Genomic DNA, 15,907 nt, shown 5'->3' on the forward strand with positions numbered 1-15,907 from the left:
GTCATGAAGTTCGACACCCCCGCCACTACGAACCCGATCGACCAGATGAAGGTCGTCGGCAAGCCGACGCCGCGCATTGATGGCCGCTTCAAGACCACCGGCACGGCGCCCTATGCTTATGAGCGCCACGACGTGGTGGCGAACCAGGCCTATGGCTGGATCATCGGCTCGCCCATCGCGAAGGGCCGCCTCACCGCAATCATTACCGACGAGGCCAAGCGCGCGCCCGGCGTCATCACCATCGTGACCGCGCTGGATATGCCGCGGGTCGAGCGCGGCAGCAAGAACACCGCCTTCCTGTTCGGCGGGCCGGAGGTGCAGCACTATCATCAAGCCATCGCGGTCGTAGTGGCTGAGACCTTCGAGCAGGCGCGCGACGCCGCATCGCTCGTGCGCGTCGAGTACAAGCGATCGCCGGGCCGCTTCGATCTCCAGAAGGAGGCGATCAACGCCAAGCCGGTCGGTGCCGACAGCGGCGAGGGCAGCGGCGCGCCGCCGATCGACGAGGACGGCGACTTCGAGGGCGGTTTTGCGTCGGCGCCGGTGAAGATGGACGAGACTTACACCACGCCCGACGAGAGCCACGCCGCGATGGAGCCGCACGCCACCATTGCGGCCTGGGAGGGCGACAAGCTGACCCTGTGGACATCGAACCAGATGATCGCCTGGGGCAAGAGCGACATCGCCAAGTCGCTCGGGATCAAGGAAGAGAATGTCCGGCTCGACTCGCCCTATATCGGCGGCGGCTTCGGCGGCAAGCTGTTCATCCGCGCCGATGCCGTAGTCGCGGCGCTGGCGGCGCGCGCGGCCAAGCGCCCGGTCAAACTGGCGCTGCAGCGTCCGCTCATTGCCAACAACACCACTCATCGCCCTGCCACCATTCAGCGCGTGCGGCTGGGTGCCACGCCGGACGGCAAGCTGACGGCCATCGCGCATGAGAGCACGTCAGGCGATCTTCCTGAGGGGCAGCCGGAGACGGCGGTCTCACAAACGAAGCTGCTCTACGCTGGGGCGAACCGGCTTACCGCGATGAAGCTCGCGGAGCTGGATCTCCCCGAGGGCAATGCCATGCGTGCCCCGGGCGAGGCGCCGGGCCTCATGGTACTCGAGGTCGCCATGGACGAGATGGCGGAAAAGCTCGGCATCGATCCCATCGAATTCCGCATCATCAATGACACCCAGGTCGATCCGGAGAACCCTGATCGTCCGTACTCCCAGCGCCAACTGGTGCGTTGTCTCCAGGAAGGCGCCGCGAAGTTTGGCTGGGACCGACGTTCGGCCAAGCCCGGGCAGGTGCGCGACGGGCGTTGGTTGGTCGGCATGGGCGTGGCGGCGGGCTTCCGCAACAACCTCCTGATGAAGTCAGCCGCGCGCGTCCGCCTCGGCGCCGACGGCCGGGTGACGGTCGAGACGGATATGACCGACATCGGCACCGGCAGCTACACCATCATCGCCCAGACGGCGGCGGAAATGATGGGCCTCGGCATAGATGACATCGTGGTCAAGCTGGGCGACAGCGACTTCCCCGCTGCGGCAGGGTCCGGCGGGCAGTGGGGCGCCAACAACTCCACGGCCGGTGTCTACGCCGCTTGCGTGAAGCTGCGTGAAGCGGTGGCCCAGCGGCTGGGCTTCAACTCCGGCGATGTCGATTTTACCGGCGGGCAGGTTTCGTCGGGCGGCCGCAGTGTTGCGCTGAAGGACGCCGCGCAATCGGGCGAACTCGTCGCCGAGGACCACATCGAATATGGCGATCTCGGCAAGACGCACCAGCAGTCGACCTTCGCCGGCCACTTCGTCGAAGTCGCGGTTGATGCCTATACGGGTGAGACGCGGGTGCGGCGAATGCTGGCGGTGTGTGCAGCCGGGCGCATTCTAAACCCGATCTCGGCACGCAGCCAGGTGATCGGCGCGATGACCATGGGCGTCGGCGGGGCGCTAATGGAGGAACTGGCGGTCGATAAGCGCATCGGCTTCTTCGTCAACCATGACCTTGCCGGCTACGAGGTGCCGGTCCACGCCGACATTCCGCACCAAGAGGTGGTGTTCCTCGAGGAGGCAGACGCAATGTCCTCGCCGATGAAGGCGAAGGGTGTCGGCGAACTCGGCCTGTGCGGCGTCGGTGGTGCGTTGGCGAACGCGATCTACAACGCGACGGGAGTTCGGGTGCGCGAGTACCCGATCACGCTCGACAAGCTCATCGGCAAGCTGCCCGCAGTAGCGTAGCTAACAGCCTGCCCACGCCGGTGCTGTCGGAACGGCGGTGCCGGAGTTCCGGGGACCAAGTCGTGCCTAGGTCTTTTGAAGTGCTTTCAACATCGCTGGCGCCAGGTGCAGGGATCCTGTGGTCACCATGTCCTGCAGCAGGTCAGATCCCTAGGTGAGGGACGCCAAACAAGTAGCGCAGCGAGAGGCTCTGCCTCTTGATTGAACGAGAGACATCAGAGGATTGCCGTTGAGTAGCGGACCGCACACCATCTCAACGCATCTTGGTGGCGGCATTCTCATCGCTGCCGGCGACACGCTCTACAGCGAGCCAGCCCAGGTCACATCGCCCATCCGCGATGGTGTGCGTCTGCTGGTGGTGCTCAATGGCGAGATGAGCCTCACAGTCGAGCGACACGCTCCTATCGATGTTTGCGCGCCTGCTGTTGTGGCGGTTGTCAGCGAAGGTGAGGTGGCGCGCGATCAGGTCTTTCGTGAGGGCCAGCCGTTCCGATATGTTCTGATTCAGATTGATCGCGCCCTCATCGCCGACGAGCACGGGGCGGATCCGCGAGATATCCTGCGAGCCTCGAACGCCACGCTGGACACGCCGCGCCTAGTCATCGCGGTTCGCCCGGCCGATCCGGCGAGCGAAGCCGTGGCGGCCCAGATACTTGCCTGCCCCGAGGGACCTGATCACGATCTTTACCGGCTCGGAAAGTCGCTTGAGCTCAGCTCGCTGGTGCTCGACGGGTTCGACTCCGCCCGAAGCCGCGCCAGCAGCAGGCGGCTGCCCCCGGCCGATGCAGAGCGGATCCGCCATGCGCGCGATCTCATGATCAACGCGATCGACGCGCCACCAGATGTTGCCGCCCTGGCTGCGCGCATCGGAATGAACCCGGGGAAGCTCAACCGCAGCTTCCGCGTTCTTTACGGAACCACCCCATATGCCTTCCTGCAGGAGCATCGCCTGCAGACGGCTTACCGGATGCTTGCTGGCGGTCATCAGAATGTCGGCCAGGTAGCCAACGCAGTTGGATACACGCAGGCTCATTTCGCCACATTGTTCGGGAGAAGGTTCGGGGTGCCTCCCAGTTCGCTGGTCCCGCGAACGTCTAGAACCGTTCAAGGCTAGTCAGGGCAGATCGCAAATCCTCTAATCTTCTGCGAAAAACAAAGGCAAGATCGCGAACGCGCAGCGCGTTGCTGTCATCCGTCCTCAAGGTCTACGGCAAACCCTGGTTCGGGGTGGGAGGCGCCTGGAAAGGCGCCGGTGCAGGACGATGATGGATTGCTCAGGCTTTTTTCTGGTGCTCAGGCATGGCCTCTTCGCCGGGGTGTCGCTTTTGGCATGTTCGACTGCGGCGATGGCTCAGCAGGGAACGGCCGAGATCGAGCTCGAGACCATCGTTGTCCAAGGGGAGGGCGAGCCGTCTTCGACTTCGGCCTCCGGGATCGCCGTCGAACGCGCGAACGGACCTGTAGACGGCTTTGTCGCGACCCGCAGTGCAACCGGCACGAAGACCGACACCCCGATCACCGAGACGCCGCAATCCATCTCGGTTGTGTCGCAGGACCAGATCGAGACCCTGGGCGCGCAAAATCCCAGTGAGGCGCTGCGCTATACGGCCGGCGTTCAGGTGGAGCGCTTCGGCGCGGATCCTCGCTATGACTGGATCAAGGTGCGGGGCATCGACGTGCCGAGCTACCTCGACGGCCTGCTGCTGCCGAACAGCACCTACGCGACGCCGCGCTACGAGCCGTTCGGCGTCGAGCGCGTGGAAGTGCTGAAGGGCCCCGCCTCGATCCTCTACGGTCAATCCCCGCCCGGCGGCCTCGTCAACTTCGTCAGCAAACGCCCGCTGGAGGAGACGCAGCGCGAGGTGCGTTTTCAGGTTGGCAGCTATGACCGCTTCCAAGGCGCGTTCGACTTCACAGGGGCCATGAACGACGACAAGTCGCTTCTGTACCGCATCGTTGGTCTTGGGCGGCTGTCCGACACCGAAGTGGATTTCGTCAACGATGACCGTGCGTTCATCGCGCCGAGCTTCACCTGGAAGCCGACGGACGACACGTCCCTGACGTTCCTGTCGCACTACATCAAGGACGATGCGAAGTCGCTGCAGTTCCTGCCCTCCCAGGGCACGCTGACGCCGAACCCCAACGGCCAGATTCCGCGCAACCGCTTTCTCGGCGAACCCGGCTTCGACGACTTCAAGCGCGAGGAGTTCGGCCTTGGCTACGAGTTCGAGCACCGGTTTTCCGAGAGCCTGACGTTCCGCCAGAACCTGCGCTACACGGAGGTGGACGTGAACCTGCCGGTGGTGCGCGGCTTTGGGTTTGGAGCAAGCTGCAACCCCGTCGAGCCGACGGTCGCGGGGTGCCGCAATGTTACCCGTCGTACGGTCATCTTTGACGACAAGATTGATGCTTTCACCGTGGATAACCAGCTTCTCTGGGAAACCAGGACGGGACCCGTAGAACACCAGTTCTTGGCCGGCATTGACGTGCGTGACCTGCAATCGCGTTTCTCGACTACAACCCATCCGCTCGGTGCCGCCACTGCCACTCCTATCGACATTTTTGATCCGGTTTACGGCGGCTCACTTGGCGTGATCGGCGTGACCGGCGATGTCAGCCAGGACATCCTGCAGACCGGCATCTACCTCCAGGACCAGATTCGCTTCGACCGCTTCATCCTGATGCTGAGCGGTCGGCATGACTGGGTGGATAACCGCTTCACCAACGTCCTCACGGGCGCGGCGCCGGTCGAGCAGGACGACCGCGAGTTTACCGGTCGCGCCGGCCTCGTCGTGGAACTCGACCACGGCTTCTCGCCCTATGTCAGTTACTCGACCTCGTTCCAGCCGACGGTGAACATCGGCTTTTCCGGCGGTGTAAGCGGCCCTGTCGTCATCAACGGCGAGCCATTCGAACCCACCAAGGGTGAGCAGGTCGAAGCCGGCGTAAAATACGTACCGCTGGGCACGAATAGCCTGTTCACCGCCTCCGTCTTCAACCTGAAACAGGACAATCTCGTCGTCGGCACAGGTGTGACCACCAGCCAGATCGGTGAGGTCGAGATCAACGGCTTTGAGTTCGAAGGCAAAATGTCCCTTGCGCGTGGCTGGGACCTGCTGGCGTCCTACAGCTACCTCGACGCGGAAATCGTCCGAGGTGTGCAAAGCGGGATCGACATTTCGGGCAACGATCTTCCGGTGACGCCGGAGCATCAGGCTGCGCTGTTCGCCAGCTACACCTGGGATGGCGGACCGCTCTCAGGCCTGATGCTCGGCGGCGGCGTGCGCTATTTTGGCGATCACACCGGCAATACGCTGAACAATATCGACATTCCGTCCTACACGCTGGTCGATGCCGTGGCCCGATACGATCTCGCCAATCTGGACAACAGGCTCAAGGGCGCAACCGTTTCGGTGAACGCCAGCAACCTGTTCGACAAGGATTACGTGGCGACCTGCGGTGACGTGAACACCTGCTATTACGGCAATGGCCGCACGGTGCTTGGGACCGTGAGCTACCGGTGGTGAGGCTGTGAGCACCATGACGGGACGCAAGGGCCTTTCACGCCGGGATGCGCTTGCGCTTCTCGGTGGTGCCGCAGCTTCGGCTTTCACGGCAAGTGCGGGTGCGGCCGAGACCCCGCGCCTGCTGCTAGGCGATGGGCACCTGCTCCTCGCTCTGGCGCTGGTCCATCCCGATCCGGTGAGCCTCCTGGCCGGCTGGCAAGGCGATCTTGCCCTGCACAGCCCTCAGATTTTGGACATCTACGCCGAGCGCTTTCCCGCTTTGCGAGACGTGCCGCGGGTCGGTCGCGCGAGTGCAGACACCTTCTCGGCAGAGCTTGCGATCGCCAGCGGAGCGGAGCTCGCCATCGTCGGTGGCTGCTATGGCCCGGGCCCGCAGTCCACCGCGCTGATCGATCGCTTGCAAGGCGCGGGGATGAAGGTGGTGTTTGTCGACTTTTTCCGTGATCCGCTGAAGAACACGGCCGACAGCATGCGGCGCATCGGTGCGGTCCTGGGCGGCGATGCCGTTCGCAAGGCAGAGGATTTCGCGAGCTTCCACGAGGGCCGCCTGCGCCGCATCTCCGAGCGGCTGAAAACCGTCGGCCACCGTCCTTCGGTCATGCTGCAGTCCATGGCCGGCGCGACCGGCTGGACCTGTTGCTGGGTGACAGGATCGGCTGGGCTGGGGCGGTTCGTGGAGTTCGCGGGTGGGACCAATATCGGAGCCGGTCTGTTGCGGGATCTGCCCTGGGTGCAAGCCAGCAAGGAATACGTGCTGTCGCACCCCATAGACCTGTTCGTGGCCACAGGCGGGCCGCACCTTCGCGGTAAGGCAGGGCTCGTGGCAGGACCGGGCGTCGGGGACGAGGAAGCCCGGGCCACGCTCAAGCAGGCGGTGGCTGCGTCCGGAGTGGCGGAGATCCAAGCCATACAAAACGGCCGGGTCTTCGGCTTCTGGCACCTCTTTCACGCGACGCCGATCAACATCGTGGCTCTTGAGGCGCTGGCCCGGTGGATCCACCCCGACCTGTTCGCCGACCTCGATCCCGAGGCCACCTTGGCCGAGATCAACGCCCGCTTCCTGGCGGTGCCCCTTCCCGGTCGTTTCACGATAGCCCTGTAGGCGATGAGTTTTGTGAGCAACTACCCGTTCACGGCGGAGGCGCAGCTCGTCTGCAGCCTGCCTGCTAATGTCATCGGCCAGATCTGCGAGCATCTGGAAGAGCACCGCGCCCAAGTCCGCGTTCAGGCGGGCCGGGGGGAAGCGGTCTTCGACAAGGGCAGCATCCGCCTCTGGGAGGATGGCGGTCGCTTTGCGCTTAAGGTGATGGCGGCGACATCGGGCGATCTCCTCGCGCTCCGCGAAGTCGCGGCTTCGCACTTCATCGAGTTCAGCAAACGTCCTGCGGAGGAACTCATCTGGAGCGGGCACGGGATCGACGCCGTTCACCCGTCTTTCTTCAGGCTCATGACGGTGAAGCGCGCGCGCATGGTTGCACCGCGGATGCGTCGCGTAACCCTCACGGGACAGGATCTTGCGCGCTACAGTTCCAATGCGGACCTGCACGTGAAGCTGTTGTTCCCGCCAATTTCATCGGCTCCCCTGTGGCCTGAACTGATGCCAAGCGGGCTTGTTCGCTGGCCCGAGGGGCCGAACAAGCCGGCTGTGCGCAAATACACGATCCGCCGCATCGATGTGGCAACTGGCGAGATCGACGTGGACTTTGTCCTGCACGATGATCCCGGGCCCGGCTCCAAGTTCGGGGCATCGGCCAGTTCCGGCGATCGCGTGGGGATGATCGGTCCGGGCGGGCGTTCAGTTCCGGCAGCTAGCTACTACTTGCTGCTCGGCGATGAAACAGCGATACCTGCGATCGGCAGGATCATGGACACGCTTTCCGGATCTCAGCGAGGGCTCGCGCTCATCGAGGTCGATTCCCCTGCTGACGAGGTGCCGCTTTCATCTAAGGCAGGGTTGGAGGTTCGCTGGATACACCGCGATGCTGGCGCAAGCCTCGCAAGCGCGGTGCAAGAGCTGGATCTGCCTGACCAGGCAGGCACCTTTGTCTGGGCCGGCGCGGAGTTCGAGACGTTCCGGGATCTTCGACGCTTCTTCCGCAGGGGCTGCAAAATTCCACCGGCCCAGCAGCTCATTGTCTCCTACTGGAGAAAAGGTGCTGAAGCCGCTTGACCCTAGGAGACCGGGGAACGAGCGCGGACTCGCGCTGCGATCCAGACTGCATGGCAGGCTTGCTGGTCTCTACGAGGTCCTCCGATGAGGCGCACGGCATTAATCTAGCGACATGCTTGCTGCTGTCCGATCAAACGAAGGCCAGCTGAGCTGATCAGCCTTATTCATACCCGGAGCAGCTCCTGCCAGCAGGTTGTGAAGCGCGGCGACAGCTGCTCGTTGCGGAGCTTCCAGGCTTTGCGGCGCACCGTTCCGAACGATACCGCATCACGACCATACAGCCTGTTTAGACCGTCGAGCGTCTTCATCAGCCGTTGGCGCTCCCGCGTGTCCGGTGTCTCCCATAGATCGCCCTGCACGCTGCCGGCCGGTCCAAGCTCCGGGAAGATCACGCCAGCCTTCTTGTAGCGGTAGCCAGGCTTCCAGATGCAGGAGAGAGCATGCATGGCGGCGCCGATCAGCTTGCTGGTGTCGGCGGTGGCGACCGGCACCTGGACAGCCCGGCTTGCAAAGTACTGCGGCTCCATGGGCTTGTGCTTGTTGGTCTGCACGAACACCACGAGGCTCGCAGCCGCCAAACCCTGCCGGCGCATCTTCTCCGCTGCACGTGCGGTGTAGCTGGACACGGCCTCGCGCATTTCGTGTTCTGTTTCGACCGGGCGCCCGAATGACTGCGAGGCCACGATGCTCTTGCGATCGGGTGATGTGTGCTCGAGATCGATGCAGGGGATGCCCCGGAGTTCGAGCACCATGCGCTCCAACACGACGCTGAAGTGCGAGCGTACATAGGCAGGATCTGCGTCCCTCAGCTGCAACTGCGTCCGTATCCCCAGCGCGCACAGTCGCTCCCCCAAACACCTCGCGACGCCCCACAGATCGGTCAGCTCCAGCTTCTCGAGCGCGGCGGTCTGCGCGTCCCCTTCCATCAGCGACCACACGCCCTTGCTGTCGGGATGCTTCTTGGCCGTGCGGTTGGCGACCTTCGCCAGGGTCTTCGTGGGCGCGATCCCGATCGAAACCGGAATACCGGTCCACTGCAGCACCGTCGCTCGCGCGGCGCCTGCATGATCCAACAGCCGATCGCCGAAGCCGCTGAGGTCGAGGAAGGCCTCATCGATGGAGTAGATCTCGATGGCTGGCGCGGCATTGGCTAGGATCTGCATCACTCTCGCGCTCATGTCGCCCTAGAGAGTGTAATTGCTCGATCGGACGATCACCCCATCCCGCTTGAAGCGGTCTTTGCAGAGGTGCCAGGGATCGCCCATGACGATGCCGAGAGCCTTGGCCTCGTTCGAGCGCGCGATTACGCAGCCATCATTGTTCGACAGCACTACCACCGGCTTGCCACCCAGGTTCGGCTGGAAGACGCGTTCGCAGGAGGCGTAGAAGTTGTTGCAATCGACCAGGGCGATCGGCGTCGCCATGTTCAGAACATGCGGATGGATCGGGTGACCACGCCCCAGACCTCGAACGAGGTGTGCTCCTCGATCAGGAGGTCCTGGAAAGCCTTGTTCTCGGCCTGCAGTATAATCCTGCCGCTGCGCACGCAGTAGCGCTTCAGCGTGAACTCGCCTTCCACCAGTGCCAGCACGATGCAGTTGTTGGCCGGTGTTCTGGCGCGGTCGACCACAGCGATATCACCGGGGAAGATGCCGGCGCCCGTCATGCTCTCGCCGGACACCCGAACGGCAAAGGTGGCAGCCTGATTCTCGATCAGCAGCTCGTTGAAGTCGAGCGGCCGATCCAGATAGTCATCAGCCGGGGAGGGGAAGCCGCAGGCGACATTGGCACCGACTAAGGGCACTGTAATGTGCGTCCGCGCCTCAACGTCCAGAAACTCGTTGATGTCACCAGCACGCAGCGTTTGGTTGGCCAATCGACGGGCGAGGTTCGCCACCGGCAGAGGCAAGCGTACGACTTGCGTGCCGGGACCACGGGGACGCCCTACGCCTCTCTTGCTCGCTCCGCTGTTTGCCCGGTCCATACTGCACCTCTGATTGTTGTAACAGAAATGCACAAGCGGGCTGCGTTGGCTAGCGCCGAGGGTGGTCGAGCGAACTCGCTGCTTTGTTCCGGCTGCCAGTGTCTGGTCCGGGAGCGTCATCCCGCTCACAAAAAGCCTACGTCTCACTAATCTTATGAGGTGTATCTAGTAGTATATATATTAGTGAGACGAAGGCTCGGGATGCGCTTCCGGAACGGTGAGCCGGCTACGTTCTCTTGAACATGATCGCTCCGGACCGGCCGACACGTTCCTCCTGTTAGGCGGCTCCCAGATGAGCCGCGCCTGTCCTCGTCGGAGGATTGGGCATTTACAGCCGGATCGCATAGCAGTCTGCGGCGCGCGTCTCCCCGTCCTCCACCTTTCACCGATTGATTAGGCATCGCGTGTCTACACGCGTTCCCAAGCATCCTCAGTCGCGCCTTTCTGGATCGACGCCGGCTAGCCCTAGGTTCGTCACTCGTCCCTCGGCCGGCACGAATGTGTCCATAACTCGTACCCGAGGATAGCTATTTGATCATCTAGCTGGACGAGGCTTTCCTCTCTTGAGGCTCCAGTTAGATATGCTTCAGGGGTGATCGCTGAGACGCATTCGGTTTGACCGCTCTCGTATCACGTCGGTGACTGTTCTGCGCGCTGTCGGTGCGTCTGTGCTGATGTGTGCGTCTATCCGCTTATAGATCGCTGGTGCGTGTCGGTGTCAGCAGTTCGGTTTGAGCGCTCTATGTTGACAGATTGGGCAAAAACGCCGTTTTCGGGCATTTCTGTCAACTTTTGGGAAACTTACGGTTAAGTTTCGGCTGGTTCGTGACCGATTTCCGGTCACTGCAAAGCCTGATCGTCAACCTAGATAGGCTGTTTAGCGGTATCTGAGCACCGGAAATCGGGCCAATGTTGACAGATGCAACATGAAACGTACCCGTATGTTGACAGATGCAACCTGAACCGCACCCTTCAGCGAAGCTCTAACTGCACCTCTGCCGCCTTGATCATTCAAGGAGAGCGCGTGCCATTGGCAGCGTTGCAGTTCCTCCGGCCACGGTTCGTCGACAGATGATGACAGGCAGGCAGGTGCTCGAAGCCACAGGCCGAGCGGCATCTTCAAGCTGCGTTTAGCAGACCTTCGATCAGCCTTCGATCATTCTAAGTCATCCCGACGAGCGCGCCGCTATGATGGCCTCGAGGCGTCGGAGTGTTGTCCGACTCCGCCCATACTGGCCCTGTTATTAGACCGTGACACCGGGACGAAGACCGGCGCGATGAGTCCAGCTAGAGACGAACACGGAAAGGCAGCGAAGCTACGCTGTAGAAGCCGTTCCGGCGCCCGGCCGGAAGAAAGACTCCACAAGGATTGCGGCTCTGTTGAAAGCCTCGCGCATGAGGCAGCGACAACCGCAGGTCATGGTCCGGTTGAAGGTAAGCCGGACAGGGCGAGAACCGAGAGGTTCGACCGTGTTGCCAGAGAGGGCAGGATAACGGAGCTAATGCAGGTCAATGGACACGGCCTGCTGGTCTTCACCACTTCGACGGATGAGATCGAATATTCCCCTGCTTGCGGACGGGCTTGCGCTCCTCCGCAAACTTCTTCGCGCGCTGAATTAGCTCATGACCGGCCGGCTCACATTCTAGACAAATGCACGCTAACTTGTTGTTCTCGGGACACGTTCTAGAAGGAGGCGGAAGGCCTACGTCGTTGATTTCGCACGCTGAATAGAGGTATCATAATCCGCGTGTCGGGGGTTCGAGTCCCTCTCCCGCTACCACTCATTTCAATAACTTAGCGCGATGCTTGTTGCTCGCTCCGGGGTCGGAGCTACGCAGGAGCAACGAACTCCAACGGGCTTTGGCTCGAAAAAGCGGGTTCACCACGGCTGCAGCAGCGAATCGCGTCCTTCGCCCCTTGCGACACTCTCATCCCCATTCGAATCAGTGGCCGTCGGATGGCCCGGCCTTCGACGCACGTTCCCGCTTCCGTCCACCTTCTAGGGTGCCTGTCCTCATGGCTGTCGAAGGGGCTCTCGCGGAGCCCCTTGAGAAGGATTTTACATGCGTCCCGCAGCGGGCGACGCGCGGCATCAGATTGGAGGGACTGTACCGATCTAGCTTGCGGTCGCGGTCGTCCGATGTTTCGACAACAGCCCCGCGGTTAGCACAACAGCCACCGCCGAGAGAGCGGCCGCGATGCCGAACAAGGCTCCATAGCCCAGCGCATCGGCGAGCTTCCCCGCCACCAGAGACCCAATCAGGTACACCCCGAGTTGTGCACAGGCTAGAATGGTGAAGTCGGTGCCGGGCTGGTCCGACGACGAGACGCTCATGAAGAGGCTGTAGAGCGCGACGATCTCCATGTAGCGGATCAGCGTCTGGGAGGCTGCGGCTCCGAACAGCGGCACATATCCGGTGATCCACTCCAATGCATGCAGCGCAAAGAGGGCGAAGCACGCCGTGCGCAGGATGCCGAGCAGGATCAGCACACCGCCCGTGCCTATCCTGCGGACGAGGACGGCCGCGACGACCGAACCGGCAAGCCCGGCAGTGACCGCACCACCGCCCGAGATGTAGCCGATCCAGTCGAGCGGTACGCCCCGGTCGACGAGGTAGGAGCCCTCCATGGCCTTCACGAGGCCTTCCGACGCCCGGTAGATCAGGGCCACCGCAAGTATTTGCCGCGCTTCGGGGCGGATCCAGAAGGCCTTGAAGCTTGGCCGGGTGGGGGATTGCGGCTGCGCGGAGGCAAGGTCGGCCTCGCGCATGGCGAAGGCCGCAGCCAGCGGGATCAGCGAGAGCACGGCAATGGTGAGGACCGTGGGTGTCCAGCCCACATGCTCGTAGAGCACCAGGCTCAGCGTGCCGCCGATCACCACGCCAAGTGCGATCGAACCGCCCTGAATCGCGTTTCCGATCGCACGATCCTTTGGCGGCAGGTGTTTCGCGGCATAGCCATCAGTCGCGATGTCCTGCGTCGACACGAGGACCGAAACCGCAAACCCGATGATCAGCACGGCCCAGAGGTTCAGCGGCTCGACGAAAGCCAGCCCTCCGAGGCAAAAGACGGTCAGGCCCTGCGTGATGAAGATCCACCCAGCCCTGTGTTGCCGCGCGAAAGGCCGCAGGCGGTCCACGTAGGGTGCCCAGAGGAACTTCAGGACGAGCGGCAGGAAAAGGATGGCGATCAGACCGATGGAGGATCGGGATACGCCGGCCTCCCGGAGGATCGGGGGCAATGCGGCCGCGAACAGATAGGAGGGAATGGACTGCGCGAGATAGAGACCCGCCAGCACGATGAAGAGACGCCAGCGCGAGGCCGCGGCCGGCCGGTCATCCGCGATCTCGCTCATGCCAGTGCCTGCGCGTGCTGATCGAGGAACCGGGCGGCTTCCTCTTCGTCTGTCGTGAGCAGGACGGGGAATGTCCACAGCTTGCTGAAGACGTGGCGCATATGCTCGCTCACATGCGGGCGTACAATCGCCATGGCTCGGCAATGCCTGTTCATGCCGTCGCGGGATCGCTTGAACCAGAGCGCCTGCTCCCGCTCGTCGGCGGGGGAGAACGCACCCCCGGTGCCGAGAACCGTCAGCATCACGAAGGGTGCGGACTTGGTTTCCACCTGCCGGAGGGCGGCGAGATACCTCGCCGCATCCTCGTCACCATAGGGCTGTTGGAAGCGCAGGGTGACAAGGGCACCCTGCTCGTCGATCTCCACCATCAGAAAGTCTTCGCGTAGCCGACAGAGACGGTGCGGCCGAAGCCATGAACTTCCAGCGTGCCGAGGGCGGGATTTTCGCGCACCGAGCTTGCCGTGGGATTCATGTAGTCGATGTCGAACAGGTTCTGCACACCCGCACTGAAGGTGCCCCCCGCAACGGGCGCGGACAGTGCCGCGTTGACGAGGAAAGCGCCCTCCAGCGGATAGGTGCTGGTGCGCACCTGCCGCTCGCGGCCGGACCAGCCCTCGCCCTCGAGACGAAGGGTGACGTCGTTGTCGAAGCGGTAGTCGCCATAGACCAGTGCCCGGAACGGCGTCGCGATGCGGTTGTTCGGCAGCCAGGTGTCGATCTCTCCGTCCTTGTTGCTGTCGTAGCGGCCCTCCCGGTAGGCGAGGAACGTGCCGAGCCTGAGCTTGTCGGTCACATCCATCTCCACCGTGAGTTCGGCACCCCAGATCTCTTCCTTCTGCTGCGAGATGGAGTTTGTAGCCGGGTCGAACGTGACGCCTTCCTCGGAGGTGCTGACAAAGCCGACAAGGCTGCCGCGAAGCCGTCCATGCGAGCCGCGCACACCCAGTTCGTAGCTGTTGACGATCTGTGCTTCGGGAGCGATGGCGGCGAAGCTGGTGGCGCTGCTGGTCGGCGTGCAGTTCAGCCCTCCGGGGCTGATGCCAGCGATGCAGCCATATCTGAGCACATCGGCGAAACCCATGGCGCCGGCGCGCCGGGTGAACGACCCGATATCCGGCAAGGCGTAGCCCTGGCTGAAGCCGCCGAACAACTGGGTGTTCTCGACAAGGTCGAACGTGCCGCCGATGTTGAAGGTCGGCGCGCTGTAGTCGAATTCACCGCCTCCGACGAACAGTTCGGGCAGCACGATGTCGAAGCCGCTGAGCTCCGCATAGGCCGCCGGCCGAACCGAGTCCTCGACCGTCAGATCGAAATACTCGTAGCGCATGCCGCCGCGCACGGTGAACCGGTCCGTCAGCGGCGCTTCAAGCTGGGCAAAGGCCGCATAGGTCATCTGTTCCATGGGATTGAAGGTGTCGTCGCCCCCGGTGGTCACCTGAGCGGTGGTTTCGCGGATGACATCCGCGCCCCAGGTCAGGCGCAGGCCATCGAATACGCGGTCGAGCGAACTGTCGACGGTGAGATTGACGCCCCCGCGCTTGTTCGAAAGCTCCGACTGGTTAAACGGGCTCGTCGGGGCGAGCGGGTTGCCGGAATAGTAGACGAGACTGTTATAGAACGGGTCGAACTCCGAGTAATTGAAGCGCTTCTGCACGTCGTTGTAGAAGGCGACGACCTTGAGGTCGCCAAGGGCGAAACCCTCGTCCGTGTAGCGGGCGGCGAACTGCTTCGAATCCTCCAGCACGCTCTTCCCGGTATAGGGACGCGTGAAGTCGGGGCGGGCAAAGGGCTGGGTGTAGCTCGTCAGCCAGTCGGGCTCCTGATCGAGGTAGATCCAGTTCGCGGAAACCTCGAACCGCTTCCCGGCATCGAAATCGTGGCCGACCTTCCCGAACATGTTGGCGTTCTCGAAACGATCGGCACCTCCCTGTCCCAGCATGCCGTCGGACGGCAGCTCGCGCCCGGCACCGTCGAACGTCCGGTCCGCAAGACGGCCGGAGCCGACGAACACATAGTCCGTCTGGTCCTTGCGCCCGGAGACGGACACGGATGCTTCGGGACGCAGGCCTTCGGCAGGGTCCGCCGTGAACGTCCTGAGGGCGGTGTTTATCCGAACCTGCGGGCGGCCTTCGCTCCCCCGTTTCGTGATGAAATTGACCGTGCCGCCGGTCGCCCCGGAGCCGTACAGGCTGGACGCGCCCGAGACGAACTCGATGCGTTCCACCGTGTTCAGGTCGATCAATGCGAGGATGCGCGACACGTCGCGGAGCGGCGTGTTGAGGGGCACGCCGTCCAGCATCACGAGCAGATCACGGCCCCGGTAGGTCTCCGAAGCTCCGGAGATGGTCTGGTTCGACATCGAAAAGCCGGGGACAAGGCGCGACAGCACTTCAGCCGGGTTCGATGTGGTGCGCGTCTGGGCCTCGATCTCCTGTCGCTCGACGATCTTCACGGAACTCGGCGTACTCGATACGGGGCGATCCGCCCGAGCCCCGGTTACGATGATCTCCTCCAGCTCGACGGCGACATCTTCCCCCTGCGCCAATACTGCGCTGGGGAAGATTAGAGTTATTCCAATTACAGACCAGGCTGGCATACGCATAGTTGTTCTCGGCCCCCGAAGCCATGACTGGGGCTTCTTTAGACC

General features: G+C 62.9%; 11 protein-coding genes and 1 pseudogene. 5 read left to right on the plus strand and 7 right to left on the minus strand.

Going from position 1 to position 15,907, the window contains the following annotated elements:
* The first annotated feature begins 3 nt into the window (after nucleotides 1-3).
* The gene (gene paoC / locus SCD90_RS12720) at nucleotides 4-2,223 is read left to right on the plus strand and encodes an aldehyde oxidoreductase molybdenum-binding subunit PaoC (protein ID WP_319845064.1); all 2,220 of its coding nucleotides are present in this window, start codon (nucleotides 4-6) and stop codon (nucleotides 2,221-2,223) included.
* A gap of 253 nt (nucleotides 2,224-2,476) precedes the next feature.
* On the opposite strand, the gene SCD90_RS12725 is transcribed toward paoC, so the two are convergent.
* Nucleotides 2,477-2,761, minus strand: a complete 285-nt coding sequence (locus SCD90_RS12725; RefSeq protein WP_319845065.1) for a hypothetical protein — start codon at nucleotides 2,759-2,761, stop codon at nucleotides 2,477-2,479.
* Nucleotides 2,762-3,094: 333 nt separating this feature from the next.
* Between SCD90_RS12725 and SCD90_RS16660 the strand changes: the two genes are divergently transcribed.
* From SCD90_RS16660 to SCD90_RS12745, 4 genes are all read left to right on the plus strand, one after another.
* Complete coding sequence (locus tag SCD90_RS16660) at nucleotides 3,095-3,337, plus strand: helix-turn-helix transcriptional regulator (RefSeq protein WP_425265691.1); 243 nt, start codon at nucleotides 3,095-3,097, stop codon at nucleotides 3,335-3,337.
* A gap of 232 nt (nucleotides 3,338-3,569) precedes the next feature.
* On the plus strand, nucleotides 3,570-5,750 hold the full coding sequence (locus tag SCD90_RS12735) for a TonB-dependent siderophore receptor (RefSeq protein WP_319845067.1): 2,181 nt from the start codon (nucleotides 3,570-3,572) through the stop codon (nucleotides 5,748-5,750).
* A gap of 13 nt (nucleotides 5,751-5,763) precedes the next feature.
* On the plus strand, nucleotides 5,764-6,852 hold the full coding sequence (locus SCD90_RS12740) for a TroA family protein (RefSeq protein ID WP_319845068.1): 1,089 nt from the start codon (nucleotides 5,764-5,766) through the stop codon (nucleotides 6,850-6,852).
* A gap of 3 nt (nucleotides 6,853-6,855) precedes the next feature.
* On the plus strand, nucleotides 6,856-7,920 hold the full coding sequence (locus tag SCD90_RS12745) for a siderophore-interacting protein (RefSeq protein WP_319845069.1): 1,065 nt from the start codon (nucleotides 6,856-6,858) through the stop codon (nucleotides 7,918-7,920).
* Nucleotides 7,921-8,084: 164 nt separating this feature from the next.
* Here SCD90_RS12745 and SCD90_RS12750 read toward each other — a convergent pair whose 3' ends face one another.
* The 6 genes and pseudogenes from SCD90_RS12750 to SCD90_RS12775 form a co-directional block, all read right to left on the minus strand.
* Nucleotides 8,085-8,846 (minus strand): DinB/UmuC family translesion DNA polymerase, encoded by a 762-nt coding sequence (locus SCD90_RS12750; RefSeq protein ID WP_319845187.1) that lies wholly within the window; start codon nucleotides 8,844-8,846, stop codon nucleotides 8,085-8,087.
* A 57-nt stretch (nucleotides 8,847-8,903) separates the two neighbouring features.
* Nucleotides 8,904-9,344 (minus strand): annotated as a pseudogene (locus tag SCD90_RS12755) (Y-family DNA polymerase); the annotation flags it as partial.
* A 2-nt stretch (nucleotides 9,345-9,346) separates the two neighbouring features.
* A complete protein-coding gene (locus SCD90_RS12760) occupies nucleotides 9,347-9,796 on the minus strand; it encodes a LexA family protein (protein WP_319845070.1) in 450 nt (149 codons plus the stop codon).
* A gap of 2,225 nt (nucleotides 9,797-12,021) precedes the next feature.
* On the minus strand, nucleotides 12,022-13,260 hold the full coding sequence (locus SCD90_RS12765) for an MFS transporter (RefSeq protein ID WP_319845071.1): 1,239 nt from the start codon (nucleotides 13,258-13,260) through the stop codon (nucleotides 12,022-12,024).
* Nucleotides 13,257-13,628: a hypothetical protein gene (locus tag SCD90_RS12770; protein WP_319845072.1), complete on the minus strand. Its 372-nt coding sequence runs from the start codon at nucleotides 13,626-13,628 to the stop codon at nucleotides 13,257-13,259. Before SCD90_RS12770 ends, SCD90_RS12765 begins: the two co-directional genes overlap by 4 nt.
* A complete protein-coding gene (locus tag SCD90_RS12775; RefSeq protein WP_319845073.1) occupies nucleotides 13,628-15,805 on the minus strand; it encodes a TonB-dependent receptor in 2,178 nt (725 codons plus the stop codon). The genes SCD90_RS12770 and SCD90_RS12775 overlap by 1 nt, the downstream gene beginning before the upstream one ends.
* Nucleotides 15,806-15,907: the final 102 nt, after the last annotated feature.

Source organism: Terrihabitans rhizophilus (assembly GCF_033898525.1).
In the GTDB taxonomy this organism is placed as follows: Bacteria; Pseudomonadota; Alphaproteobacteria; order Rhizobiales; family Methylopilaceae; genus Flaviflagellibacter; species Flaviflagellibacter rhizophilus.

Coding starts and splice junctions, on each gene's coding strand:
- paoC (WP_319845064.1), top strand. CDS start 4: ATGAAGTTCGACACCCCCGCCACTACGAACCCGATCGACCAGATGAAG.
- SCD90_RS16660 (WP_425265691.1), top strand. CDS start 3,095: ATGAACCCGGGGAAGCTCAACCGCAGCTTCCGCGTTCTTTACGGAACC.
- SCD90_RS12735 (WP_319845067.1), top strand. CDS start 3,570: ATGGCTCAGCAGGGAACGGCCGAGATCGAGCTCGAGACCATCGTTGTC.
- SCD90_RS12740 (WP_319845068.1), top strand. CDS start 5,764: ATGACGGGACGCAAGGGCCTTTCACGCCGGGATGCGCTTGCGCTTCTC.
- SCD90_RS12745 (WP_319845069.1), top strand. CDS start 6,856: ATGAGTTTTGTGAGCAACTACCCGTTCACGGCGGAGGCGCAGCTCGTC.
- SCD90_RS12750 (WP_319845187.1), bottom strand. CDS start 8,846: ATGGAAGGGGACGCGCAGACCGCCGCGCTCGAGAAGCTGGAGCTGACC.
- SCD90_RS12765 (WP_319845071.1), bottom strand. CDS start 13,260: ATGAGCGAGATCGCGGATGACCGGCCGGCCGCGGCCTCGCGCTGGCGT.
- SCD90_RS12770 (WP_319845072.1), bottom strand. CDS start 13,628: ATGGTGGAGATCGACGAGCAGGGTGCCCTTGTCACCCTGCGCTTCCAA.